This is a genomic window from Pseudoalteromonas sp. SR43-7, from assembly GCF_014163785.1.
Lineage (GTDB): Bacteria > Pseudomonadota > Gammaproteobacteria > Enterobacterales > Alteromonadaceae > Pseudoalteromonas > Pseudoalteromonas distincta.
In genome coordinates, this window is sequence record NZ_JACJDY010000005.1 from 128,969 (window position 1) to 153,050 (window position 24,082).

General features: G+C 39.5%; 25 protein-coding genes and 1 tRNA gene. 10 read left to right on the forward strand and 16 right to left on the reverse strand.

Annotated elements, in window-relative coordinates; genetic code table 11:
- Positions 1-17 precede the first annotated feature (17 nt).
- The 7 genes from fis to H5087_RS05820 all read left to right on the forward strand — a co-directional run bounded on the left by fis (position 18) and on the right by H5087_RS05820 (position 8,098).
- Entirely contained in the window at positions 18-308 is a 291-nt protein-coding gene (gene fis / locus H5087_RS05790) for a DNA-binding transcriptional regulator Fis (protein ID WP_002957804.1), read from the forward strand.
- Between the two features lie 191 nt (positions 309-499).
- Complete coding sequence (purH, locus tag H5087_RS05795; protein WP_182671439.1) at positions 500-2,086, forward strand: bifunctional phosphoribosylaminoimidazolecarboxamide formyltransferase/IMP cyclohydrolase; 1,587 nt, start codon at positions 500-502, stop codon at positions 2,084-2,086.
- Between the two features lie 106 nt (positions 2,087-2,192).
- Positions 2,193-3,014, forward strand: a complete 822-nt coding sequence (locus H5087_RS05800; RefSeq protein WP_182671440.1) for a class I SAM-dependent methyltransferase — start codon at positions 2,193-2,195, stop codon at positions 3,012-3,014.
- A gap of 15 nt (positions 3,015-3,029) precedes the next feature.
- Positions 3,030-4,313, forward strand: coding sequence for a phosphoribosylamine--glycine ligase (purD, locus tag H5087_RS05805; RefSeq protein WP_165744701.1), 1,284 nt, complete (start codon positions 3,030-3,032; stop codon positions 4,311-4,313).
- Between the two features lie 112 nt (positions 4,314-4,425).
- Entirely contained in the window at positions 4,426-6,966 is a 2,541-nt protein-coding gene (locus tag H5087_RS05810) for an EAL domain-containing protein (protein WP_182671441.1), read from the forward strand.
- 22 nt (positions 6,967-6,988) lie between these two features.
- Entirely contained in the window at positions 6,989-7,798 is an 810-nt protein-coding gene (locus H5087_RS05815; RefSeq protein ID WP_024597548.1) for a DUF2797 domain-containing protein, read from the forward strand.
- Positions 7,799-7,804: 6 nt separating this feature from the next.
- Complete coding sequence (locus tag H5087_RS05820) at positions 7,805-8,098, forward strand: hypothetical protein (protein WP_002957811.1); 294 nt, start codon at positions 7,805-7,807, stop codon at positions 8,096-8,098.
- A gap of 13 nt (positions 8,099-8,111) precedes the next feature.
- Here the strand turns inward: H5087_RS05820 and H5087_RS05825 are convergent, their stop codons facing one another.
- The 6 genes from H5087_RS05825 to H5087_RS05850 form a co-directional block, all read right to left on the reverse strand.
- On the reverse strand, positions 8,112-9,029 hold the full coding sequence (locus tag H5087_RS05825) for a histone deacetylase family protein (protein ID WP_182671442.1): 918 nt from the start codon (positions 9,027-9,029) through the stop codon (positions 8,112-8,114).
- 100 nt (positions 9,030-9,129) lie between these two features.
- Complete coding sequence (locus tag H5087_RS05830) at positions 9,130-10,671, reverse strand: serine hydrolase (RefSeq protein WP_182671443.1); 1,542 nt, start codon at positions 10,669-10,671, stop codon at positions 9,130-9,132.
- Positions 10,672-10,686: 15 nt separating this feature from the next.
- Positions 10,687-11,181: a gamma-glutamylcyclotransferase family protein gene (locus H5087_RS05835; RefSeq protein ID WP_182671444.1), complete on the reverse strand. Its 495-nt coding sequence runs from the start codon at positions 11,179-11,181 to the stop codon at positions 10,687-10,689.
- A gap of 27 nt (positions 11,182-11,208) precedes the next feature.
- Positions 11,209-11,847: a LysE family transporter gene (locus tag H5087_RS05840; protein WP_182671445.1), complete on the reverse strand. Its 639-nt coding sequence runs from the start codon at positions 11,845-11,847 to the stop codon at positions 11,209-11,211.
- 11 nt (positions 11,848-11,858) lie between these two features.
- The gene (locus H5087_RS05845) at positions 11,859-12,632 is read right to left on the reverse strand and encodes a hypothetical protein (protein ID WP_182671446.1); all 774 of its coding nucleotides are present in this window, start codon (positions 12,630-12,632) and stop codon (positions 11,859-11,861) included.
- Positions 12,633-12,679: 47 nt separating this feature from the next.
- Positions 12,680-13,165, reverse strand: coding sequence for a CreA family protein (locus H5087_RS05850; RefSeq protein WP_002957817.1), 486 nt, complete (start codon positions 13,163-13,165; stop codon positions 12,680-12,682).
- Positions 13,166-13,372: 207 nt separating this feature from the next.
- Here H5087_RS05850 and H5087_RS05855 point away from each other — a divergent pair, with 207 nt between their 5' ends.
- Entirely contained in the window at positions 13,373-13,702 is a 330-nt protein-coding gene (locus H5087_RS05855; RefSeq protein WP_002957818.1) for a 5-carboxymethyl-2-hydroxymuconate Delta-isomerase, read from the forward strand.
- A 310-nt stretch (positions 13,703-14,012) separates the two neighbouring features.
- Here H5087_RS05855 and H5087_RS05860 read toward each other — a convergent pair.
- The 4 genes from H5087_RS05860 to H5087_RS05875 all read right to left on the reverse strand — a co-directional run bounded on the left by H5087_RS05860 (position 14,013) and on the right by H5087_RS05875 (position 16,029).
- Positions 14,013-14,089, reverse strand: a tRNA-Ile gene (locus tag H5087_RS05860).
- Positions 14,090-14,342: 253 nt separating this feature from the next.
- Positions 14,343-14,840, reverse strand: coding sequence for a hypothetical protein (locus H5087_RS05865; RefSeq protein WP_259397743.1), 498 nt, complete (start codon positions 14,838-14,840; stop codon positions 14,343-14,345).
- 391 nt (positions 14,841-15,231) lie between these two features.
- Entirely contained in the window at positions 15,232-15,390 is a 159-nt protein-coding gene (locus H5087_RS05870) for a YqaE/Pmp3 family membrane protein (RefSeq protein ID WP_002957822.1), read from the reverse strand.
- Positions 15,391-15,462: 72 nt separating this feature from the next.
- Positions 15,463-16,029 (reverse strand): BON domain-containing protein, encoded by a 567-nt coding sequence (locus H5087_RS05875; RefSeq protein WP_024597541.1) that lies wholly within the window; start codon positions 16,027-16,029, stop codon positions 15,463-15,465.
- A 328-nt stretch (positions 16,030-16,357) separates the two neighbouring features.
- Between H5087_RS05875 and H5087_RS05880 the strand changes: the two genes are divergently transcribed.
- Positions 16,358-17,026 carry a LiaF domain-containing protein gene (locus H5087_RS05880; protein WP_039488234.1) on the forward strand — a complete coding sequence of 223 codons (669 nt, stop codon included), beginning with the start codon at positions 16,358-16,360 and terminating at the stop codon, positions 17,024-17,026.
- A gap of 38 nt (positions 17,027-17,064) precedes the next feature.
- Here the strand turns inward: H5087_RS05880 and H5087_RS05885 are convergent, their stop codons facing one another.
- Positions 17,065-17,481, reverse strand: a complete 417-nt coding sequence (locus H5087_RS05885) for a VOC family protein (protein WP_149593795.1) — start codon at positions 17,479-17,481, stop codon at positions 17,065-17,067.
- A 243-nt stretch (positions 17,482-17,724) separates the two neighbouring features.
- On the opposite strand from H5087_RS05885, the gene suhB reads away from it, so the two are divergent.
- Positions 17,725-18,528, forward strand: a complete 804-nt coding sequence (gene suhB / locus H5087_RS05890) for an inositol-1-monophosphatase (RefSeq protein ID WP_002957826.1) — start codon at positions 17,725-17,727, stop codon at positions 18,526-18,528.
- 53 nt (positions 18,529-18,581) lie between these two features.
- On the opposite strand, the gene H5087_RS05895 is transcribed toward suhB, so the two are convergent.
- The 5 genes from H5087_RS05895 to tgt form a co-directional block, all read right to left on the reverse strand.
- On the reverse strand, positions 18,582-19,391 hold the full coding sequence (locus H5087_RS05895) for an ABC transporter substrate-binding protein (protein ID WP_182671447.1): 810 nt from the start codon (positions 19,389-19,391) through the stop codon (positions 18,582-18,584).
- Between the two features lie 314 nt (positions 19,392-19,705).
- Positions 19,706-20,653 carry a protein translocase subunit SecF gene (secF, locus tag H5087_RS05900; protein ID WP_182671448.1) on the reverse strand — a complete coding sequence of 316 codons (948 nt, stop codon included), beginning with the start codon at positions 20,651-20,653 and terminating at the stop codon, positions 19,706-19,708.
- A gap of 9 nt (positions 20,654-20,662) precedes the next feature.
- A complete protein-coding gene (gene secD / locus H5087_RS05905) occupies positions 20,663-22,522 on the reverse strand; it encodes a protein translocase subunit SecD (RefSeq protein ID WP_002957829.1) in 1,860 nt (619 codons plus the stop codon).
- Positions 22,523-22,541: 19 nt separating this feature from the next.
- Complete coding sequence (gene yajC / locus H5087_RS05910) at positions 22,542-22,877, reverse strand: preprotein translocase subunit YajC (protein ID WP_002957830.1); 336 nt, start codon at positions 22,875-22,877, stop codon at positions 22,542-22,544.
- Positions 22,878-22,902: 25 nt separating this feature from the next.
- Positions 22,903-24,030: a tRNA guanosine(34) transglycosylase Tgt gene (gene tgt, locus H5087_RS05915; protein ID WP_002957831.1), complete on the reverse strand. Its 1,128-nt coding sequence runs from the start codon at positions 24,028-24,030 to the stop codon at positions 22,903-22,905.
- Positions 24,031-24,082: the final 52 nt, after the last annotated feature.

Here is a 24,082-nt window from a genome sequence, read left to right on the forward strand (position 1 = left end):
AAGAAAGAGACTTAATAATGTTCGAACAAAACGTGACTTCTCCATTTATCACTAACCCTCATGTTCAGTCACACGAGAAACCGCAGCCATTGCGTGATGCAGTAAAAAAAGCTGTTCACCACTATTTAAAGCAGCTTAACGGTCAAGATGTGCAAGATGTTTACGACCTTGTTCTTTCAGAGCTAGAAGCGCCATTACTTGAAGAAGTAATGACATATACACGTGGTAACCAAACTCGTGCAGCAATTTTACTAGGTATCAACCGTGGTACTTTACGTAAAAAGCTTAAAAAATACGGCATGAACTAATATGCTGGCTGTGAATTATCACAGCTAATTATTAAAAAAGCACCTTAGGGTGCTTTTTTTATGCCTACAGTTTATTAACTAAATTGCAAAATGCTCACGCTTATTGAGCCTTTATAAGTCGTTTTTTGAGTAGTAATCAGTTAAAATGCCCGCTTCTAAGCTAGCTCATTAACTGAGGAAATCAAACTACAATGGATACTCATCGTCCCATTCGTCGCGCACTATTAAGTGTGTCTGATAAAACCGGTATTGTTGAATTTGCCCGCGCACTTGAAGCGCAAGGCGTTGATATTTTATCAACTGGCGGCACATGTAAACTACTTGCTGATAACGCCATAAAAGTGACTGAAGTATCAGATCACACAGGCCACCCTGAAATCATGGATGGTCGCGTAAAAACTCTTCACCCAAAAATTCACGGCGGCATATTAGCCCGTCGCGGACAAGATGAAAGCGTAATGGCAGATAACAACATTTCTGCTATCGACATAGTTGTAGTTAACTTATACCCCTTTGCGAATACAGTCGCTCAAGAAAACTGCAGCCTTGAAGATGCCATTGAAAATATTGATATTGGCGGCCCTACAATGGTTCGTGCAGCAGCTAAAAACCACAAAGATGTAACAATCGTGGTAAACGCAAGCGACTACGACCGTGTTATTAGTGAAATGCAAAACAACAATGGTTCAACAACGTACAAAACACGTTTTGATTTAGCGATTGCCGCCTACGAGCACACAGCACAATACGATGGCATGATTGCTAACTACTTCGGTAAAATGGTGCCTGATTACACCGAGGAAGCTGCTGTAGAGACTAAATTCCCACGTACTATCAATATGCAGTTCACTAAAAAGCAAGATATGCGTTACGGTGAAAACTCACATCAAGATGCTGCTTTTTATGTTGAAAATGACATTGCTGAAGCATCAGTTGCAACAGCAACTCAATTGCAAGGTAAGGCCCTTTCGTTTAACAACATTGCAGATACCGATGCAGCACTTGAATGTGTTAAAGAATTTGACGTACCTGCGTGCGTAATTGTAAAACATGCTAATCCGTGTGGTGTTTCAATTGGGAGCAATATTCTACAAGCATACGAGCGCGCTTTTAAAACAGACCCTACATCAGCATTTGGTGGCATTATTGCCTTTAACCGAGAGCTAGATGCAGCAACTGCTCAAGCAATTGTTGACCGTCAGTTTGTTGAAGTAATTATTGCACCTAGTATTTCGAGCGACGCTGCAAAAATTGTTGAAGCTAAAAAGAACGTGCGCCTATTAGAGTGTGGACAGTGGACAGGTAAAGCCGCAGGCCAAGATATTAAACGCGTTAACGGCGGTATTTTAGTTCAAGACCGCGACTTAGGCATGGTAACGCAAGGCGACTTAAAAGTTGTTTCTAAGCGCCAGCCTTCTGAGCAAGAACTTAAAGATTTACTGTTTTGCTGGAAAGTAGCTAAATTTGTTAAATCAAACGCAATTGTTTATGCCCGTGACGGTATGACCATTGGTGTGGGCGCAGGCCAAATGAGCCGCGTATACTCAGCTAAAATTGCAGGTATAAAAGCAGCAGACGAAAACCTTGAAGTTAAAGGTTCAGTTATGGCGTCTGACGCATTCTTCCCATTCCGTGATGGCATTGACGCAGCCGCAGCCGCTGGCATTACAGCGGTAATTCAGCCTGGTGGCTCAATGCGTGATGAAGAAGTGATTGCAGCTGCTGATGAAGCTGGCATGGCAATGGTACTAACTGGTATGCGCCATTTCCGCCACTAATCACACAAAGGGTTAAACGTTGGTTTAACCCTTTTTGTTTGCTATAAATTCACGTATTCTGATTATTCAATAACCTATTTAAAATTATAATGTGAAGGAACAAACAATGAAATTTGCGCTAAAATCGCTACTTGTAGCCACACTAACAATGACATCGACTATGGCGCTTAGCCATAACCACGAATCAAGCCTTGAACATGCACTTCAATCAAGCGAACGCAATGCTAAAAACAGCGCTCGTGATGAATATCGTCACCCAGCTCAAACACTTGCATTTTTTGGCTTTAAACCAACCATGACAGTTGTTGAAATTGCACCCGGTGGTGGTTGGTATAGTGAAATTTTAGCGCCAGCATTAAAAGAGCAAGGCACTTATTATGCCGCGCACTTTCCTGCTGATTCATCAGTTGGCTACTACCAGCGCTCTCTTGCAGGCTTTAAACAAAAAGTAGCTGAAGATGAGCGCTTTAGTAGCGTTAAAATTACTGAATTTGCACCTGTAACACATTTAGATATTGCGCCAGCTGGCAGTGCCGATATGGTTTTAACATTTCGTAATGTACATAACTGGTATATGGGCAAAGATAAAAGCGGTGCATTAAGTGCATTCCAAGCTTTTTATAAAGCCCTTAAACCAGGTGGTACATTAGGTTTAGTTGAACACCGTTTAGCTGAAGAACGTGCTGATGAAGATCAAAAAACATCAGGTTATATGAAGCAGAGCTACGTAGTAGACCTTGCTGAACAAGCTGGGTTTGAATTAGTAGCAAGCAGTGAAATAAATGCAAATCCAAAAGATACAGCCGATCACCCTAAAGGTGTATGGACGCTACCACCAAGCTTAAGACTCGGCGAACAAGATGCTGACAAATATAAAGCCATTGGTGAAAGCGACCGCATGACGCTGAAATTTAAGAAACCGCTTTAAATAGGAATTTTCGCCATGAATGTTTTAGTCATTGGCAGCGGCGGCCGCGAACACGCACTTGCGTTTAAAGCCGCTCAAAACACCAAAGTAAATACTGTATTTGTAGCCCCTGGTAATGCAGGTACTGCACTTGAACCAAAACTTGAAAACGTAGCAATAAACGTTGACGACTTAGATGGTTTACTTAATTTTGCACAGCAAAATAAGGTAGAGCTTACTATTGTAGGTCCAGAAATACCGTTAGTACTGGGTGTTGTTGATAAGTTTCGTGAACATAACATGGCTATTTTTGGACCAACGGCGGGCGCAGCTCAGCTTGAAGGTTCGAAATCGTTTACTAAAGACTTTTTAGCACGTCATAAAATCCCAACGGGCGACTACCAAACGTTTGAACAAATTGAGCCTGCCCTTGCTTATTTAAAAGAGAAAGGCGCGCCAATTGTTGTAAAAGCAGATGGTTTGGCTGCGGGTAAAGGCGTAATTGTAGCCATGACGGAGGCCGATGCCGAAGAAGCGATTCGCGATATGCTTGCGGGTAATGCTTTTGGCGATGCGGGAAGTCGTGTTGTTATTGAAGAGTTTTTAGACGGTGAAGAAGCGTCTTTCATCGTAATGGTTGATGGTAAAAACGTATTACCATTTGCAACCAGCCAAGATCATAAACGCGCTTACAATGGCGATGCGGGTCCTAACACGGGTGGCATGGGTGCATACTCACCTGCACCAGTTGTTACTGATGAAATCCACCAGCGTATTATGAACGAAGTGATCTACCCTACGGTAGAAGGCATGGCAAGCGAAGGCCATCCGTACACCGGCTTTTTATATGCAGGTTTAATGATTGACGAAACAGGCACCCCTAAAGTAATTGAGTACAATTGTCGCTTTGGCGATCCTGAAACTCAACCAATGATGCTACGTTTGCAATCAGATTTGGTTGAATTGATTGAAGCTGCTAACCGTGTAGAACTTGATAAAACAACAATTGAGTTTGACCCACGCGCAGCCGTTGGTGTTGTACTTGCCGCTAAAGGCTACCCTGGTGATTACCCTAAAGGTGACGCTATTTCGGGGCTAAAAGTGGATTACCCTGCAGGTGAAAAAGTGTTTCATGCGGGTACTAAACAAAGTGGCAATGACGTTGTAACCGCAGGCGGTCGCGTATTATGCGCAACAGCACTTGGTAACACTGTTACGCAAGCGCAGCAACGCGCCTATGAGCTTGTTAAACAAATTAGCTGGGATGGTATGGAATATCGTACAGATATAGCTTACCGTGCTATTGCACGCGAGCAATAGCCTATAATACCTATTCATTGGTATAACCAATTAATTTAACTAAAAAAGCGCAGTTTCCCTGCGCTTTTTTAGTGCTACACTAATTAAAAGGTTTTTTAAAAGTAAATTAACGTTGGAACTAAGAACTTTACGTTACCATGCAATTGCTGTTGCCATACTGATTTTTATATTTTTTATAATCAGTACATTGGCATCAAACTTAGTCGTGCCTACACGATATACAATTGATAAAACGGCTCCAATGTACCTCGATTACGCCTACTATATTGACGAAACCAAAACTAAAACATTCGATACCATCATTAACCAACCTGAATTACTTACTCATCAACCATTTTCAGATGTTCCATGGAGCTTTAGCCAACAAAATTATTGGTTGTTTCTTGATTTAGAAAATAAAAGTCTTAACAAGCAAAATGTTGTAGCACATTTTGACAACCCTATGGTCGATCACCTTACGGTTTATCGCCTCGATAAAAATAACAAACTAATTGAAACATACAAACTCGGCGATAAAGAAGAAGCCCTCTCTTTATTTGAATACAGCGTACCGCATATTCGCTTTTTAGTAGAAAGAAAATCATCACAACGCCTAGTAATAAAAATAGACACAATCGGCATAAGTAAAACACCTGTAAACTTGTATCGTGATAAAGAGTTTATTGACTTAGTGCGATCTCAAACTGGGATCTGGGGTATTTTTGTAGGCGTGCTATTGATGGCTGCGCTTTACAACTTGGTGCTTTATTTTGGTATAAAAGACCGTGTTTATTTAATTTATATTGGCTACATCGTCAGCGCTATTACGCTAATGGGTGCAGTACTGGGCTTTGGTTTTTATTTATGGCCTAAGCAATGGCAGCTCTTTATTCACGAACAAATTGTATTTAGTAATTATGGGGTCGCCTTTTTCACCCTTGCTTTTTGCACCATGTTTTTGCGCTATCATAAAGATAAATGTTGGCGTTACAAAATGAGCATAGCTCTACTTTGGCTTATGTTTACTCTTGCTGTATGTAGCTTGTTTATTCCTGAAAATATAGCGGCTCCTATATTTTTTGGTGTAATGGTACTGCTTTATATTACTTGTATTATTTTAATATATAACAAGTTACGCAGTGGTTTTAGGTGGGCTAAGTTTTATGTTTTATCATGGATACCGCTAATTTTTGGTGCGGCAATTCAACCCATGGAACTCACTGGCGTTTTACCGTATACCTTTGCAACCCGCCATGCCTTTTTAGTCGCTATTTTGTGTGAGGTTATTTTAATGGCGATGGCATTAGCAGACAGGGTAAGGTATCAGCGAGAACGTGCGCTTTATCATGCCACGCATACACAACAAACACGATTACTTAATAGCTCCAAGCTAAAACAAGCATTTATGGCACTACAGAGCCAAAACCGCTCAACAACGTTGTGTTTAATAAAAATACGTCACTTTAATTCACTCAATACGATTATTACCTCTACTCAGGGCTACACACTTATAAAGCATATAGCCAAAGAGCTTGAATTAGAACTCAGCCATGAACGTGAATTTACAAACCTCGAAACAGATTTAAACACCAGTCCTCGCTTAGCCGATTTAAGCAGTGGTGTATTTGCCTGTATTTCTACAAAAACACAAAACCAAGAAATGCTAGAAGCACTACTGACTAAAATAATTAGTAGCCTACCAAAACAATATGAAATTAAAGGGCTAAACCTGCAGCTTAGTTACAGTATAGGTATTAGTAGTGCAGGCAAGACTAACGACTTTGAATATTGGTTAAAGCGTGGTTATTTAGCGCTTAAAAAAGCAAAAGGTAGCGTTAATCAAGTTGGGTCATCGTCAAACGGTAATAATCTGATGATGGACGTTGCTCTAGCCGCTAAGCTGCAACAAGCAATCAAAACAAATCAACTGGCGCTTTATTACCAACCTCAAATAAACTTATTAAGTAACCACGTAAGTGGTGCTGAAGCTTTATTACGTTGGCCCGACCCAACTTACAGCAACTTATCAATTGAAGAGCTAATAACACTTGCTGAACACACAGGTATTATTAACGAGCTAACACTGTGGGTAATAGAGCAAGCTTGTAAAGACATAGTTGAGCTTACAAAAAATGGCTATAACGAGCACACAATTAGCGTAAATTTAAGTGCTAAAAACTTAACCATAAATAACTTAGCCGAAAAAGTAGAAAATATTTTAATTAAATACCAAGTGCCGGCACACTTACTTAAATTTGAACTAACCGAATCGGCCTTTGTAGACAGTCAAGATGCACTTATAAAGTTAGTTGATGAGTTAACCGCATTAGGTATTAAAGTGGTACTGGATGACTTTGGGACAGGCTACGCGTCACTTAGCTACTTAGTTAATTATCACTTTAGTGAGCTTAAAATAGATAAGTCATTTGTTTTTGATTTGCCTAACAACCCAACTCACCAAGTTATTGTACAAACAGCCATTGATATGGCGCATAACCTCAATTTATCAATAACAATTGAGGGGGTAGAAACCCAAGAAATCCATCACTTGCTCAAAGATATGAACGCTGATTCCGCCCAAGGTTATTTATACGCAAAAGCACTGCCTTACACCGACTATTTACACTTCTTAAAAAGCCAATATAGCTTAAAAATGTTAGACTCCTCTTTTTAACATCTTTAGGGGCCAAGTAAAGATGCAAGGCACACTGCGTAAACTAAAATCGAGCTTAACCGAACCAGTACAATATCACCTACCTGTGGGTGAGCACTTAGTAGACTTAAATGCATTTATAGGTAAGGAGCTTACGCTTACCTTTAGTGGCACTATTTTATGTTCTAACTGCGGTAAAAAAACCAAAAAAAGCTACTCTCAAGGTCACTGTTTTGTATGTATGCGAAAGCTTGCTAGTTGCGATATGTGCATAATGAAACCAGAAACCTGCCACTACGATCAAGGCACTTGCCGAGAGCCGCAGTGGGGCGAAGAAAACTGCATGATCCCACACTATGTATATCTCGCTAACACCTCTGGATTAAAAGTAGGTATTACCCGCCACACACAAATACCGACTCGCTGGGTTGATCAAGGCGCCACTCAGGCATTACCTATTTTTAAAGTGCAAACTCGCCTGCAATCTGGTTTAGTAGAAGTTGCATTGGCTGAATTTATTGCCGACAAAACTAATTGGCGCAATATGCTAAAAGGTCAAAACGACGCAATTGACTTAAAGGCAGCGGCAGCCGAGCTGATCCCACAAATTAGTGAAAAGCTAAACGAGCTCAGTGAATTATTTGGCGCAACAGCAATAGAGCAACTTGATGAAGATGTGGTTGATTTAAACTTTCCAGTAACCGAATACCCAACAAAAATCAGCTCATTTAACTTTGATAAAGACCCTGTTGTAAGTGGTGTTTTACAAGGTATTAAAGGTCAGTACTTAATCTTTGAAAAAGGCGTTATTAATATACGTAAATTTACGTCTTATGAAGTAACCGTAGGCTAACGGGCCATGTTAAACAGCTACCCACAATTATTGGTTATTTATAATGAGCTTGAGATAGCCCATAACCAACAAGAGCAACAAGAGTGCTTGCACAGCGTTACGCAAAGTGAGCTAAGCGATGTGCGAGTACTTAACAAGCAAGGTGACTACCTTAATTTACAAGGCACTGTTTGCCCTAAATTGAATGGCGAGCAACTAGCACAGCTTGTTACAGCTTACTTATTAAATGAAGGACAATGCTGCCTTGGTAAAATCAAAACCCTAAGCACAGCGCAGGCGTTTGATTTACTAGGGCTATAAACACTCTCTTTATTTAAACCTCAGTAAGCACTTTTATATGCGCTACAGCACTGCGACCTAAAGCTGATAGCGCATAGCCACCTTCTAAATACGAAATAACCCCTTTGCAACCGCCCTCTTTAGCAACACCACATAGTTGCTCGGTAAGCCAAATATAGTCATCTTCAACAAATTTTAAGCTTGCCATATCATCTTCTAGGTGAGCATCGAACCCTGCGCTTATAAAAAGTAATTCAGGCTTAAACGCTTTTAATTTTGGTAACCATTGCCCAGTAAACACCTCTTTTAAATCGTCGCCATTACTAGCAATTGGCAGAGGTGAATTAACTATATGACTATTATTTTTAACCGCTGTATTTGGGTAAAACGGATACTGAAATAACGAACAAAGCAGTACGTTTTCGTCATCAATAAAAATATCTTGCGTGCCATTACCGTGGTGTACATCAAAATCAGCAATAGCAATGCGCTTAACCCCTTTGCTTTGTGCGTACTTAACAGCAATAGCTAAGTTATTAAACACACAAAACCCAGATGATGAGTTTTTATTAGCGTGATGCCCTGGCGGGCGTACTGAGCAAAAAGCAGCATCGAGTTTATCGGCAAGTATTTCATCAACCGCTAACAATCCGGCACCGACTGCCCGCTCAATCGCTTTAAACGAATCGGGGCACAGCCACGTATCGCCATCTAAATTAGCGAGCCCTTCTGTTGGTAGCGTATTTTCTACGTGTTTAAGTAAAGCTTCATCGTGAGCAAGTAGATAATGTTCACGCTCGGCCTTGGGTGCTTGTAGGTGTGTTAAGCCAACATCTACGCCGCTGGCAAGTAATCGGTCTGTTATGGCATCTAGACGTTCTGGGCACTCGGGGTGGTCTTCTATCATTTTATGCTTACGGCAATGAGGATGAGAAATAACAGCGGTACGCATAAAAAGTCCCTTACAAGGTGTAAAAACTTAATATAGCAAAGCCACCGATGGGTGGCTTTGCGACTTTGGTTTATATCAATACTTTAAATATCAATATTAGCTATTTTGCTTTTAAATGTAGGTTTCTAAAGTCAAAGCTAAAGTCGGTCACTTGTGTTGATACCGCACGCATTTTGGCACTGTTTACACGATTTTGTGAGCTCATTTCAAAACGAATAAACGCATCTGCTTCTAGTAATTTTTCATCCCACTTAACAATAAATGTATTACCAGTGTAATGCTCAAGAGTGCCTTTCAAGCGTTTAGTGTGGGTAAAATCAATGCGTAATTTACCATCTAACTGCTCAATAATTACATCGCCGTACCAATCATCGTGTAATGTACCGGTGTAATTAATGTTTGGTAATTGTGGTTGGTAGTCGGCGGGGGCTTCTGGTTTTGCATTAGCGTACGCGTGTTGTTTACCTTCAAAATGACTTTTAGCTAAATCCTCTACCCAGTCTTTATCTTCGAGCTCAAGTGCATCTTCAAGCACTTCATGGGTTACAGCCGAAAGTGCACCAAAAGCTTGTTGATTAGATAAAATAACAATACCGAGGTTTTTCTCAGGCAATAAAGTAACTTGCGATACCATTCCCAAAATACCACCGCCGTGACCTAGCTTTTTAAAGCCGTGGTAGTCTTCAATACTCCAGCCTAACCCATAACCCCTAAACTGCTGATGATACGATTCAAACGCACTTTTAGACGCCATAGATGTAATATGTGGGTGCCACATTTGCGCTTGTTGCTTTTCACTAAATAGCTGCTCGCCACTTGGCATTTTACCGCCTGCTAATTGCGTACGTAGCCATTGACTCATATCGCTTACACTTGAAGCAATGGCGCCTGCGCCTCTAAAGTCCTCAAGGTAGTTTACAAAAAATGGATGAAGCGTGCCATCCATAGGAATATGGCCTGTCGCCCAGTTTTTATTACTTTTGGGAATACGTGAAAAGCCCGCGCGTGAGTTATCCATGTGCAGCGGCTGTAATATATTTTTTTCGATGTAATCATTCCAGCTCATACCCGACACACGTGCAACCACTTCACCAGCGGTAACAAACATCAAGTTGTTATAAGCGTACTTACTACGAAAGCTGCTCGCTGGTTTTAAATACTGTAATCCCGCTAAAATTTCATCAACTGATTTATCGGTACTTGGCCAAATCATTAAATCGCCTTGCCCAAGCCCAAGCCCACTGCGATGGCTTAATAAGTCACGAATACGCATTTCGCGTGTTACGTACGAGTCGTACAATCTAAACTCTGGTAAATGATCAATTACGCGGTCATCCCAGCTTAATTTACCTTCATCAACCAACTTTGCCAGTGCCGCAGTAGTGAATGCTTTTGTGTTTGAAGCAATACCAAATAAAGTGTCTTTGTTTACTTTTTTGTTGGTATCGAGATTAGTTACACCAAAGCCTTTAGCAAATATTACTTTATCGTTTTCAACAATGGCAACTGCCATACCGGGTACGTCAAAACGTGCCATTGACGCTTTAATTACATCGTCAACTTTGTTGGTATCAACTTGTGCCCAGCTGCTAAACGTAGAGCCTGCTAATAGTGCAATTGCGGCAAGTTTGGTTAATTTCATATCAATCCTATTTTATTATTTTTGATGAACTGCAAATTCAATTGCTGCGCGCTCTTGATTGGTGTCGCTTTTTTGTGCGCGATTTAATATGGCATCACTGTATTCTTTTGGTACGCCCGCTTCAAGTGAACCGCGATGAACGTGTTTTATGTACCAATCATATGGCAGTACATCGCTGTCATGGGTATTAGCTATATAACAATGTGCGGCTACAGTCTCACCCGTTAAAAGCGTTGGGGCTATATCTACACAATCGTAACCTGGCCCTTCAATACTGTCTAAAATAGCTTTTTCTTCTTCATTGAGCTTATAAATAACGCCGTAAACCAATGCATCTTCTTTATCGCTTGGACAAATACTGCATTTACCTGAGCCATCTTTAAATAGCATATCAAAAGTAAGCTCGTAGCCTTTAAGTATCGCAGTTCCTACACGCTTTACATTGGGCAAGCGCGCTAACAAACGATTAGATGACATATTAGAACCAAACGAAAAATTATATAGCGGCATTTTTATCTCCTGCGCTTTTTGAATAAGTTAAATAACAACACGTACTGCAAGTGCAATTAAAATAATGCCAATTCCACGGTCAAACCAATAACCGCGTTGTTGGAAAAAGCCCCTTACATTATCGCGAGAAAGCATCATTGAAAGCATTGAAAACCACGCCCAAGTAGCCAATGCCATGTACACGCCGTAGCCGACCTGTACGCTAGTAGGTGTTGTTGGGCTAATCACGAGTGTAAATAACGACATAAAAAATAACGTGGCTTTTGGGTTTAATGCATTGGTGAAAAAGCCGCGCCTAAAAGCCACCCAAACGGGTTCCTCTTGAACGGTTTTGTTTTCAACATCTTTTACAGCCTCGCCTTCATTACTTTCAGGCGGTTTTGCAGCTCTAAGAGCTTGTACGCCTAAGTAAGCTAAATATGCACCAGCAAGGTACTTGAGCGCCATAAATAAACTAGGCGATTGCGTTAAAATAAGCGCAACACCTAAAACGCAATAGGCAACGTGCAGTAAAATAGCAGCGCCAACACCTGCGCTTGTCCACAATGCATTGCGCCTTCCTTGTTGCACACTTTGCTTAAGTACTACGGCAAAGTCGGGCCCAGGGCTTGCTACTGCAAAAAAATGAGCAATAACAATCAGTAAAAATTCATCTAAGTATTCCACGCAAATCCTTGCTAGTTTGGCGAATAAGCTAATAACAGCGGGTTGGCCGAGTTATTTACCAATGCTTTAATTTCTTTTTGTGCTTTTTTAAACTGGCCACGTAAATGCGGCTTTAAATGTTTTTTAGACACCTTATCGTTTTTAAAGTAACTAATTAGGGCATGCATAAATACCGTATGCGTTTCACTTAACTTAGCTTCACGGTTAGCGTATGGGTTATAGCAAGAGCCACACCCGCCTTTAAACTGATACACCGTGTTGCTCAACATCACACCAAACCCTAAAAAACAAGCAAGTGCATCAGCAGCTTGTGGTAAATACTCCCTACCACCAGGCGGCAGCACCCCAACGTGATGAATAAGTATGGTGGCCAGAGTACCCGCATAACTTGCCACTAAATCTTGTGGCTGATTAATCTGATTAGGATTAAAAGAAATATTAATCGTATGGCTTGGCGGCACAATTAAATGGCTGCCTTCGCCACGTATTTCATTGCTAAATTCGAAGTGTGGAAAAACTTGCGGTTGTAATTGCTGCGGTGCAACTAGTTGGATAGGCCATGCGTTCATACCCGCGTAATTAGTAACGCGGTTAAAAACATTGCTCGCCATTTCTTCAATGCTCGATACCGAATCAGGGAAAAAAGTGGCCGTTGGCAGTATTATTTGAGTGTGCTTTGTAAAAAACTCAGCATCAAAGTTTTCTACAGCCCAAATAAATGTATCAATAAGCCATTGCTGCTCTTGCTGCTCTAATAATGGCTTTGATTTAAATAAAGCTAACATAGTGTGCTCTTTTAGGTTTTAGTTTAGGTGCTTACGTAGGTGCTAACTTAGTCTTTTTGTGTAAGCGCCCAGTCCCACGCTTGAGTATTGTATAGCGGCACTGTTGATAGCGCATGGTGGTGGCTACCACTGGACTCTTTAGTTGAGTACGATAAGTACAATAAAGTACGATTTTCAGCATCGTAAATACGACGCACTTTTAGTGATTTAAATAATATACTTTTAGATGATTTAAAGATCACTTCGCCCGACTTGCTACGGTCTATTTTTTGTAGCTGCTGCGCTGTAATTGGCCCCGTTTGACGACACGCTATAGACATATCAGAGGGATCAGAAAAGTCCAAATTAGCCTCTATATGACTAATATGACAAGTAACGCCCTCAACAATAGGATCTTGCTGCGAATTCACCACAACATCTTTAGTTGTAAATAACCCAAGGCTTACCGACGCAACATCGTCAGAGCAAGCACTTAACGTAACAATTGCACCTGCAAGTAAAGCTAAACGTTTAAATTTTTGTGGTAATTTCATACTTATCCTTAATCAATATATAGGTAACTTAGTAGATAAGTTACTAAGCGAAGGTTCACCTGTTTGTTTTTATACTAACATCAAAAATAAATACGACTAAATTAGTTTAAAGTAAAGATTTTAGATAGCTCAGGGTTTAGTGACCCCTCTTGTATTTGGTACAATTACCTCTCGCTCATGTAGTAACTCATAATAGGAAACGCCTAAATGCCGCACATTATTATTGAACACTCAGAAGACCTCCCCGTTTTACCTCAAGTACTGGTAGAAAAAATTCATACTACCGCTTTCGAAAGTAACTTGTTTGAATTAGAAACCATAAAAACACGTGCTATTGCTTATCAGCAATATCAACTTGGCGCAGGAAAATCAGGGTTTATACATATCGCGGTACATATTTTGGCAGGACGCTCAATTGAGCAAAAACAAATGTTAAGCGAACTGCTACTTTCATGTTTAAAAACATATTGCAGAGCATCAGACAGTCTAAGCGTAAATATTTACGATATTGAGCATGAGATATACCGTAAAAATTAGTTAACTCTTGTAGTTTTGAGCAATAAAAGTAAACACTAGTAAGTAAAAAGCCCCAATAGGGGCTTTTTTGTCTTCTGAAATTAAATGCTGAACACTGTCACTTATAAAGCAAAGCATCTGATCTAACGCTGGAATTTAATAGTGCATTCGCACTATTCCAAATTTAAGAAAGCTTAGCTTAATCTATGGATTAATTTTATTTAGATTACGTTTATTATTAGGGGTAACTAAAGAATAAAAATTACACAATATTAAATTAATGTAGCTTTAAATAATTTGGATAGGTATTTACTTGGGAAATTTGTAAAAGTGGTGGCCCCTCCCAGACTCGAACTGGGGACCTAACGATTATGAGTCGTGTGCTCTAACCAACTGAGCTAAGGGGCCAACTTTATATAACTGCCAGGCAGTTAATTTTTGAAGCGTTCAGTCACAGAGCGACTAAAGCGGGTTGCAGTATAAAAACTTTTTAGGTGCTTGTCACTACCAAAAACCTTTATTTTAACAATCAACAAGCTAACTGCTTAAATAGTAATCTTTTAAGTGGGCATAAACATAAAATGTAAGGTATTTACCGTGCTATTCACTGTATTAAATTATAAACAAAACCCATCCCATATAGTCTTTTATATTTAACCCTCTACTTTTTAAGCAAAGCTGACATATATGTGTAGGCATACAAGGCTGTAAAAAATATGCTTGGGGCTACTGTAAGTGCCAAATTAGGTGTCTGATTAATTACATTCACCATAATCACTAAGCTTGATTGGACAGTAATCGGAATAATAGGCGCAAAAAGTACACCTGCTATTTTTTTGTTACTTAAATACGAGGCGCTAGAGTTAATTGCATTATTGAAGCTTTGTCGTATTGCTACGTTTTGTGGTGTTTTAGAATGAAACATACAAATAATTGGAGTTACAAACGCAAGCGTTACATAACTAAACTTATACTTGTTGACGACCACTTCTAAAATAAAGGTAAAAAACAGCGTTACAAATCCACTATACAAACCTTGCACTAATGCAGCTTGAAGCGTAACCGATTTAGCAATGTCTGCCGCACTATTTGCCCAGTAGGCCCAACTAAAATAAAAAACGAAAGACACAACGCCTGACATTATAAGTCGAATATTCAATTAACTGCCTCAATATGCCTAAAACCTAGTTTAATGATAACACTAGAAGTGAAGGTAATATTGTCACTAAATAATAAAGTATTTGATTGTATATTATAGATGTATAAACACACTAATGTTGAAGATTTCCTAAATGGCATCAAGTCAGAATCTGAGCGCGGCTGTTAGCTGGAAAGCTTATTAGTAAACAATAAGTATAGTTTTAAAATAATATTGGGAGTGAGTTAAGGAAGTGAATCAATGGGTTGGAGGGCGTTAAAAATTGGATTTAACCTAAAAAACTATTTAAAAACTATCTAAAAATTCTTTAAAAACTAATATTGTGAGCCGATCGGTACTAAAGTATTTAGCTAAACCTCAGTAGTCGGCTTACACAATATATAATCTGTCATTATTTTTTCGCAATAATGTAGATTGCATGTATTAACCCTGGGAAATAACCTAGCAGTGTTAATAGAATATTTAACCAAAAATGCATACCTAAGCCAACTTGCAAAAACACACCTAATGGCGGTAATAAAACCGAAAGTATTATACGAATAATATCCATAATCAAACTCCATTTAAATTAAACATTGAAAAGACTTAAAGCCCAGTATTACTGGGCCTTAACTATACTGTATTATTCAGCAACAATAGCTAGTTTATCAACTACGTCGCGAACATCTTCAGCATTTTTAGCAATTTTAACTGCTAGTTGCTTTTCAGCTTCAGACTCTACAGAGCCATTCAGAGTTACCACACCGTTGTCGGTATCAACGTCAATGTCTGTACCACCTACTTCTGAGTCAAACAGGAAGCGAGTTGTGATTACAGTGGTGATTTTAGCGTCCGTTAGGTCGTTATCATCATCGTCCATCATGTCGTTGCTTTTATCTTCGGTGTCCATGCTTTTAACGACAGTAAGGCTGTTATCAACATCAGTTACACCATCTAGGCTAAGTACAAGTTCTTCTGCTAGCTCTTTATCGAGTTCGCTATTAACTTTACCTGTAAGTACTACCTTGCCATTTTTTACATCAGTGTTAATGTCAAAGTTGTTTAGATTAGTGTTCATAAGTAGAACGGTTTCTGCCTTACCATCAATCCAAGCATCTTTACTTTCGTTTTCCCAGCTGTTTGCTTGGGCACCCATAGCCGTAGTACCAAGAACTAGAGCTGCGATAATAGATTTGTTAAATGTTTTCATAATCTTTCTCCTTTTGATTAAAGACACTTTAACTAATGCGAGCTTCAGGCCAACTTTATTTATACTTAAAATTCAAAGACTTGAATTAATTAAAAGATAAAACCTTATCTATGTTTGTGTAACTATTTACAGGCTACTCGGTAAAACTTTCTCAAATAGTGAAAATAGCTAGATAATTGCTCTTTTGGTTAATCTATCGTTAATATAACAAAACAAAAAACACCGTTAAAAAATAACCAATTGATAATTAATGAAATTATATTTGGTACGCGGTTTGCAGCCTAACTACAAGAGCAGTATCAATAGTAAATATAATAAGGAATAACTCATGTCTGTAAAAGTTGAAGACCGCCCAATAGAGCAAGTACGCGAACAAGTGATTGATCAATTAATTTATAATTACAGTCATGGTGTTATTTCTGTTGATGCATTCGAAAGACGTTTAGATAATGCGATGGATGCACCTAATAACGAAGCTCTGCTAGCCTTAGTAGAAGACTTAACACTTAATACCGATCAGCAATATAAAGCAGAAAAACAATCGCAATTTACGCCACATTATAGTGCACAGCAAAACAGTGATGATGATTTTACATTGCGCAGTATTTTAGGATCTAACGAGCGAAGTGGTCAGTGGGTTGTGCCAAAAAATATATATTTGAGTAACTTTATGGGATCGGTGGTGCTTGATTTTACTGATGCCATTTTTGCGCATCAAAATGTGACTATTCACGTTAACTGTATTTTTGGTAGCGATGAAATTTACGTACCAGAGCATGTCAATGTAGTGTCTAAAATGTTTTGTATTTTAAGTAGCCTTGAAAATAAATCTGTGTCGCTTAACAAACGCCAAGGCCCTACAATTCATATTGAAGGAAAGGCAGTTATGGGCTCGGTTGAAGTGAAAATAAAGCGCACAATTAAAGAAAAATTTATAAGCTTTGCAAATGAGCTAAAAACCCAGTTTGGCACGGGTAACAATAACCGCTCACTATAATTGAGTAGCAGCACTTTAACGTGCTGCTTGGTATTTTATTATAGATCGTTATTGCGCTCGCTTGGTATGTCACTTAGGTATTCTACAAACTCAACTTCAAACCCTGCAGGATCAATAAAGTAGACATTCTTTCTGAAAGGATTCTCGCTACCTTGCTTGCTTAGAGTAAAACCCACTTTATTTAAGCGCATTACTACTGCACTTAAATTATTAGTTACATAAGCAAAGTGTGCAAAACCAATTTGATGGCCCGATAAGTTTCTGTTTTCACCTTCACCATGGTCACTTATCGCAATGTAATGCGTGTCATCTCCAAAGTGTACCCAGCGTCTTGGTTTTCCATGCCAGTCACCTCTGCCCTCACTTCTGATTGACCAATGCGGAAATACAGCGCGATAAAATGTAAGCATACTATCTATATCACTCGCGACTAAGTTTACGTGCTCTAAATACATAATGTTATCCTATCAGTTAAGTTAGGAGTAAGATAAAACCTCAAGTTAACTTTAGGTAAAGTGTTATTTAAAATTAATTTATTTAAATGCAGATAATTATTTTTTAAAAATATATACACTTTTCAATCTTGTATAAAAAACAAACATAAGTATTTGGGGTTTATTGTTTACTTTATGTCAAAAGTCGCTAAAATACGCCGGCTGAAATATATAAACGTTCTTTTACAACCCAAAGGTAATACCATGCATCCAATGTTAAACATTGCGGTTCGCGCTGCGCGCAACGCAGGCAAAATTTTACTTCGCGCAAGTGAAGATTTATCAAAAGTTGAAGTGCAACAAAAAGGCGCTAACGACTTAGTAACTAACATTGATAAAGAAGCCGAAGCCGTAATTCGTGACACTATTTTACAGTCTTACCCTACTCACTCAATTGTTGGTGAAGAACTAGGTGAGCATAAAGGCAAGGATGATGATTACCAATGGATTGTAGATCCTATCGATGGAACAACTAACTTCATCAAAGGTATCCCTCATTACGCGGTTTCTATCGCACTTAAAGTTAAAGGTCGTTTAGACCAAGCCGTTATTTATGATCCAATTCGTGGTGAGCTTTTCACTGCATCTCGCGGTCAAGGCACTCAGTTAAACAGCAAACGTCTACGTGTTAGCAAAACTACGGTTCTTGCAGGTACTGTACTTGCTACTGGTTTCCCTTTCAAAAACAAAAACCACATGGATGCATACACTGAAGCGTTTAAAGCATTATTTGTACACACTGCTGATATTCGCCGTGCAGGTTGTTCTGCTTTAGATATGGCATACGTTGCAGCTGGCCGTGTTGATGGATTTTTTGAAATTGGTTTAAAACCTTGGAACTCTGCTGCGGGCGAACTTATGGTTAAAGAAGCGGGCGGTATGGTTGTAGATTTCGCCGGTGGTAATAACTATAACCACAGCGGCAATATTATCTGTGGTTCACCAAAACTGACTCAAGCAATTATTCGCGAAATTCGTCCAGTATTAACTGAGTCGTTACTTCGCTAATTAAATGCTATTAATAGCATACTAGAAAGGAGCCCAGGCTCCTTTTTTTGTGCCTAAAAATAAGGGTTATCTAGCTTCAACTCTACTGTTTTACCTTTTTCATAAGGTAACGAGTTTAAATCTTTTGCGAAATATTCATCAAATAAAGCATCAAACTCGCCATTTTTTTGCATTATCTCAAGCCCTTTTTTAATTGCCACTGCAAGCTCTGGCTTACTATTTGATACAAAATAATAAAACCCTGTTGGATAACTCATATATAAATTAGGTACTATCACTAGGTTACTTTGTTTATTTGCCGCTAGCTCTGAATTAACCTCGATAAATGAACGTGGGAAGTAATCAATACGCCCTGCACTTGTTAAGGCAAACATAGCCTGATAATTTGCAAACGGCCTTATATGCAGGCCATTAAACGCCATTATTTTTGTATCAGGCCAATCATGACCTTGTACCGCAGAAAGCCTACCTAACTGCTCTAAGCTAGTAATACCTTTAAATCTAGCAATGCTGTTCTTACTTGTTAATAGTGCCCTTTTACCTATGTAGCCTTTAAATAATGGGATTTTAATCGCAATAGCTAAAGACTCTCTTTCGGGGCTGCTCATACTCCAGTATAAATCTAAATTTTTTGTATCTAGTGCTATTAAAGTACGTTGTTGATGGGGATGAATTAAAACGGGGTTAATCTCTGCAGGGTATTGTGCGCTTACCAATGCTTTTTCTAATAGCTCGTTAAGGTAGTCGTCACGAGCATATTGCACACGCTGCTCCTGCGCTACATTTACGATATTTACCTCACTCGCTAAAGCGCTGCATACAAACAAACTTACTACGTTAATCAAATACTTTAATGGCAACATAATTATCACCCTAGTTATTATCGGTAGTTTTAACAGTTATTATTGATAGTTTAAATTATCGCGTTATTTAAGCTAAACAGCTTCCAGCGCCTAAATAAAAGATGACGATATTATGTAACTGTACTTATTAATAACCGCGCTATTCATACTTATCTTAAATACATAGTACGACGTTACACTCATGGCGTGCTCTACAAAGTTAGCACTGTTTATTCATACTTGCACAGTAAAGCTAAAACAATCGTGAGCATAAATATATTACAGGCAATAAAAAACCGCTCAATGAGCGGTTTTTTAAAGTAGTTACAAAACCATTACGGCATAGCGTCTTGGTCTGCGCCTTCTTTTTCAATTACTTCTGGTATTAAATCTTCTTTGCTTACGCCCATTGCTATAGCAACAGAGCTTGCAACATAAATCGAAGAATAAGTACCAATAAACACACCAAACAGTAATGCAGTTGCAAAACCATGAATGGTTTGTCCGCCCCATGCAAACAAGGCAATCAATACTAAAATAGTCGTGATTGATGTTACAAGTGTACGGTTAAGTGTTTGCGTAAGTGAAATATCAATAATTTCTATCGTATCGTCAATGCGTACCTTACGGAAGTTTTCACGTATACGGTCTGATACAACAATCGTATCATTGAGTGAATAACCAATTACCGCAAGAATTGCCGCTAATATAGTTAAATCAAACTCTAAACCTAATACCGAAAATAAACCCACAGTAATGATAACATCGTGTAGTAGTGCACCTACCGCACCTACTGCAAAGCGCCATTCAAAACGAAACGCAACGTAGATTAAGATACAAATAAGCGCAGTTAACATGGCAAGGCCACCCTGCTCTTTTAAGTCTTCACCTACACTTGGGCCTACAAATTCAATACGGCGCATTATTACGCTGTCGTCTGCTTTTTTAAGTGCATCGATTACTTGGTTACCAATTACTTCAGCTTTTACATCGCTACCGCGTGGTGCTAAGCGAACTAAAATTTCTTGGCTTGAACCAAATAGCTGCACTGATGCATCAGCAAAACCATTATCAGCTAGTGCATCACGTACTTTTTTAAGGTCAGCCGGTTGTGAAAAACCCACTTCTACCGCAGTACCGCCGGTAAAATCTAAACCAAAGTTTAGGCCTTTGATAAAAATTGATGCAAACGACGCTAAAATTAGTAGCGTCGAGAAACCCATAGCCACTTTTCGAAGAGACATGAAACGAAGGGTTCTACTACCCAAACTTAAAATTTGCATGTCTGCTCCTTAAATCGAAAGTTTATCAATGCGTTTACCACCAACAAATAAGTTGATTACCGCACGGGTACCAACGATGGCTGTAAACATTGAAGTTAAAATACCAATCGCAAGTGTCACTGCAAAGCCCGCAATCGGACCAGTGCCCACTGCAAACAGTATAATGGCAGCAATTAGTGTCGTGATGTTGGCATCAAATATAGTGCTAAATGCGCTATCGTAACCAAAATGAATCGCTTGTTGAGGGCTACGGCCATCGGCCAGCTCTTCACGAATACGTTCAAAAATAAGTACGTTAGCATCAACTGCCATACCTACTGTTAATACAATACCGGCAATACCTGGTAGCGTAAGTGTAGCGCCCGGAATTAAAGACATAACACCTACAATTAGTACTAAGTTAGCCGCAAGCGCAAGGTTTGCAACCATACCAAAACCTTTGTAGTACACAAGCATAAATACAAGCACAAACGCAAAGCCAAGTGCAACCGCAGTCATACCCGCTTCAATATTTTCTTGTCCTAAGCTTGGACCTACTGTGCGCTCTTCAACAATTTGAATTGGCGCTACAAGTGCACCAGCACGAAGTAGTAAGCTTAAGTTATGAGCTTCTGCTGGGTTATCAATGCCGGTAATACGGAACGAGCGATCAAGACGGGCTTGAATCGTTGCTACGTTAATAACTTCTTCAACCTTAATAGGCGGAAGCGCTTTACCGTCTGCATCTTTTTTACCTGATGGCTTGTACTCAATAAATACCGTTGCCATACGCTTACCAATAGCACGCTTGGTAAAGGCATTCATTTTTGCCCCACCTTTGCTATCTAACGTAATACTTACTTGCGGACGTTGGTATTCATCAGCGCCAGATTGCGCGCCCGTAATATGGCTGCCCTCTAAAATAATACGCTTTTTAAGTACAACAGGGTAACCGTCGCGGCTCATGATCATTTCAGTACCCGCTGGGATACGACCTTGAGCAGCAGCGCTAATATCTGCGTTTTCGTCTACTTCACGAAATTCAAGTGTTGCTGTCGCGCCTAAAATTTCTTTAGCACGTGCAGTATCTTGAATGCCTGGTAGTTGAACAATAATACGCTCAGCGCCTTGGCGTTGTACGTTAGGCTCTGCAACACCAATTTGGTTGATACGGTTACGAATAATCGTTTCATTTTGCTTGATAGCGTAGTCACGAATCTCTTTGAGTTTTTGCTCACTCATTGTCGCAAAAAATGCTTTATCGTTACTGCTGTCATCAATGTAGACATTTAGCGGGTAGCGAGTTTCTAAGAAACTCTCTGCAGCATTTTTGTCTTCTTCGGTACGCATTTCTACACGCATACGATCGGAGCCTGCTACGCGGCGAACACTACGATAACGTAGTTTTTCTTCGCGCAAGTCACTGCGAAAATCTTGTTCCATTTGCTCAAGCTGGTTATCAACCGCTGTTGCCATGTCGATTTCCATGGTGAAATGTACGCCACCACTTAAATCAAGACCTAGCTTCATAGGGTTACCACCAACCGCTTTTAACCAAGCTGGTTGAGCAGGTGCCATATTAATAGCAGAAATGTAATCATCGCTCAGCGAATCACGAAGTAAGTCATGCGCTTTAAGTTGCTCTTCAACATTTTTTAAACGAACTAAAATTTGTCCATCTTCAAGTATTGTCGATTTAGCGGTTACATTATTTGTTTTAAGGATTGCGTTTACTTTGTCTACAACACTGAGATCGACATCAGCGCCTTTAGCACCTGAAACTTGTATGGCCGGATCGCGACCATACAAGTTTGGAGAGGCATATAAAAGGCCAATGGCTACCACAGCTAAAACAAGTAAATACTTCCAAACTGGAAACTTGTTTAACACGGGGTCGTCCTTATTATTTTTATAGCGACTTCATTGTGCCTTTTGGCAATACTGCAGATACTGCAGATTTTTGTACTGTAACTTCTGCTTGCTCGTTTAAAGAGATAACGATGAAATCTTTCTCTTCAGAAATTTTCACAATTTTACCCACTAAACCGCCTTGGGTAAGTACTTCATCACCTTTAGCCATCATACTCATTAAGCTTTTGTGCTCTTTAACGCGCTTAGCTTGTGGGCGGTAGATTAAAAAGTAAAAAACCAAACCGAAAATAGCTAACATTATTAGCATTTCCCAACCACCGCCTGCCGCAGGTTGACCAGCTGCTGCGTGTGCATTTGAAATAAATAAACTCATGATACTTCCTCTTTAATTTTAAAGTTTAATTTTTTATATCTGCTAACTCTGGCACATCTTGGCCTCGGCGAGCATAAAAATCTTGTACAAATTCTTCTAATTTACCTTCGCTAATTGCATTACGTAAACCTTCCATAACACGTTGATAGTAACGTAAGTTATGAATTGTGTTTAGTCGCGCACCTAAAATTTCGTTACATTTATCAAGGTGATGCAAATAAGCTCGTGAATAGTTTTTACACGTATGGCAATCACACTCAGGGTCAAGTGGCCCTGTATCTGTTTTATGCACTGCGTTACGTATTTTTACTACACCCGTGGTAATAAATAAATGGCCGTTACGCGCATTACGTGTTGGCATAACACAGTCAAACATATCAATACCACGGCGAACCGACTCAACTAAGTCTTCTGGCTTGCCTACACCCATAAGGTAACGAGGCTTGTCTTCTGGCATTTTAAACGCACAATGATCAAGGATATTCATCATTTCGTTTTTAGGCTCACCTACTGATAGGCCGCCTAATGCATAACCGTCAAAACCAATTTCTTCAAGACCAGCTTGTGATTGTGCACGTAATTCTGGGTACATACCACCTTGGATAATACCAAATAAAGCAGATGGATTATCGCCATGCCCTTCTTTTGAGCGCTTAGCCCAACGAAGAGATAACTCCATAGAATCTTTAGCTTCTTTTTCAGTTGCTGGGTATGGCGTACACTCGTCAAAAATCATAACGATGTCTGAGCCTAAGTCGCGCTGTACTTCCATCGACTTTTCAGGCGACATCATAATTTCATCACCATTTACTGGAGATTGAAATAAAACGCCTTCTTCAGTGATTTTGCGCATTGCGCCTAAGCTAAATACTTGAAAACCGCCTGAGTCAGTTAAAATTGGGAAGTCCCAATTCATAAAGTCGTGTAAATCACCATGTTGTTTAATGATCTCAGTACCTGGGCGAAGCATTAAATGAAAGGTATTACCTAAACATATTTGCGCACCAGTGGCTTTAACTTCATCTGGCGTCATACCTTTTACAGTACCGTAAGTACCAACAGGCATAAAAGCAGGTGTTTCTATTACACCACGGTCAAAAATTAAGCGGCCGCGGCGCGCTTTTCCGTCAGTACAATCTAATTCAAATTTCATATCATCCTCAATGTCGGAAAAACAGTCCAACAAGCTATAATTTAACCGCCTG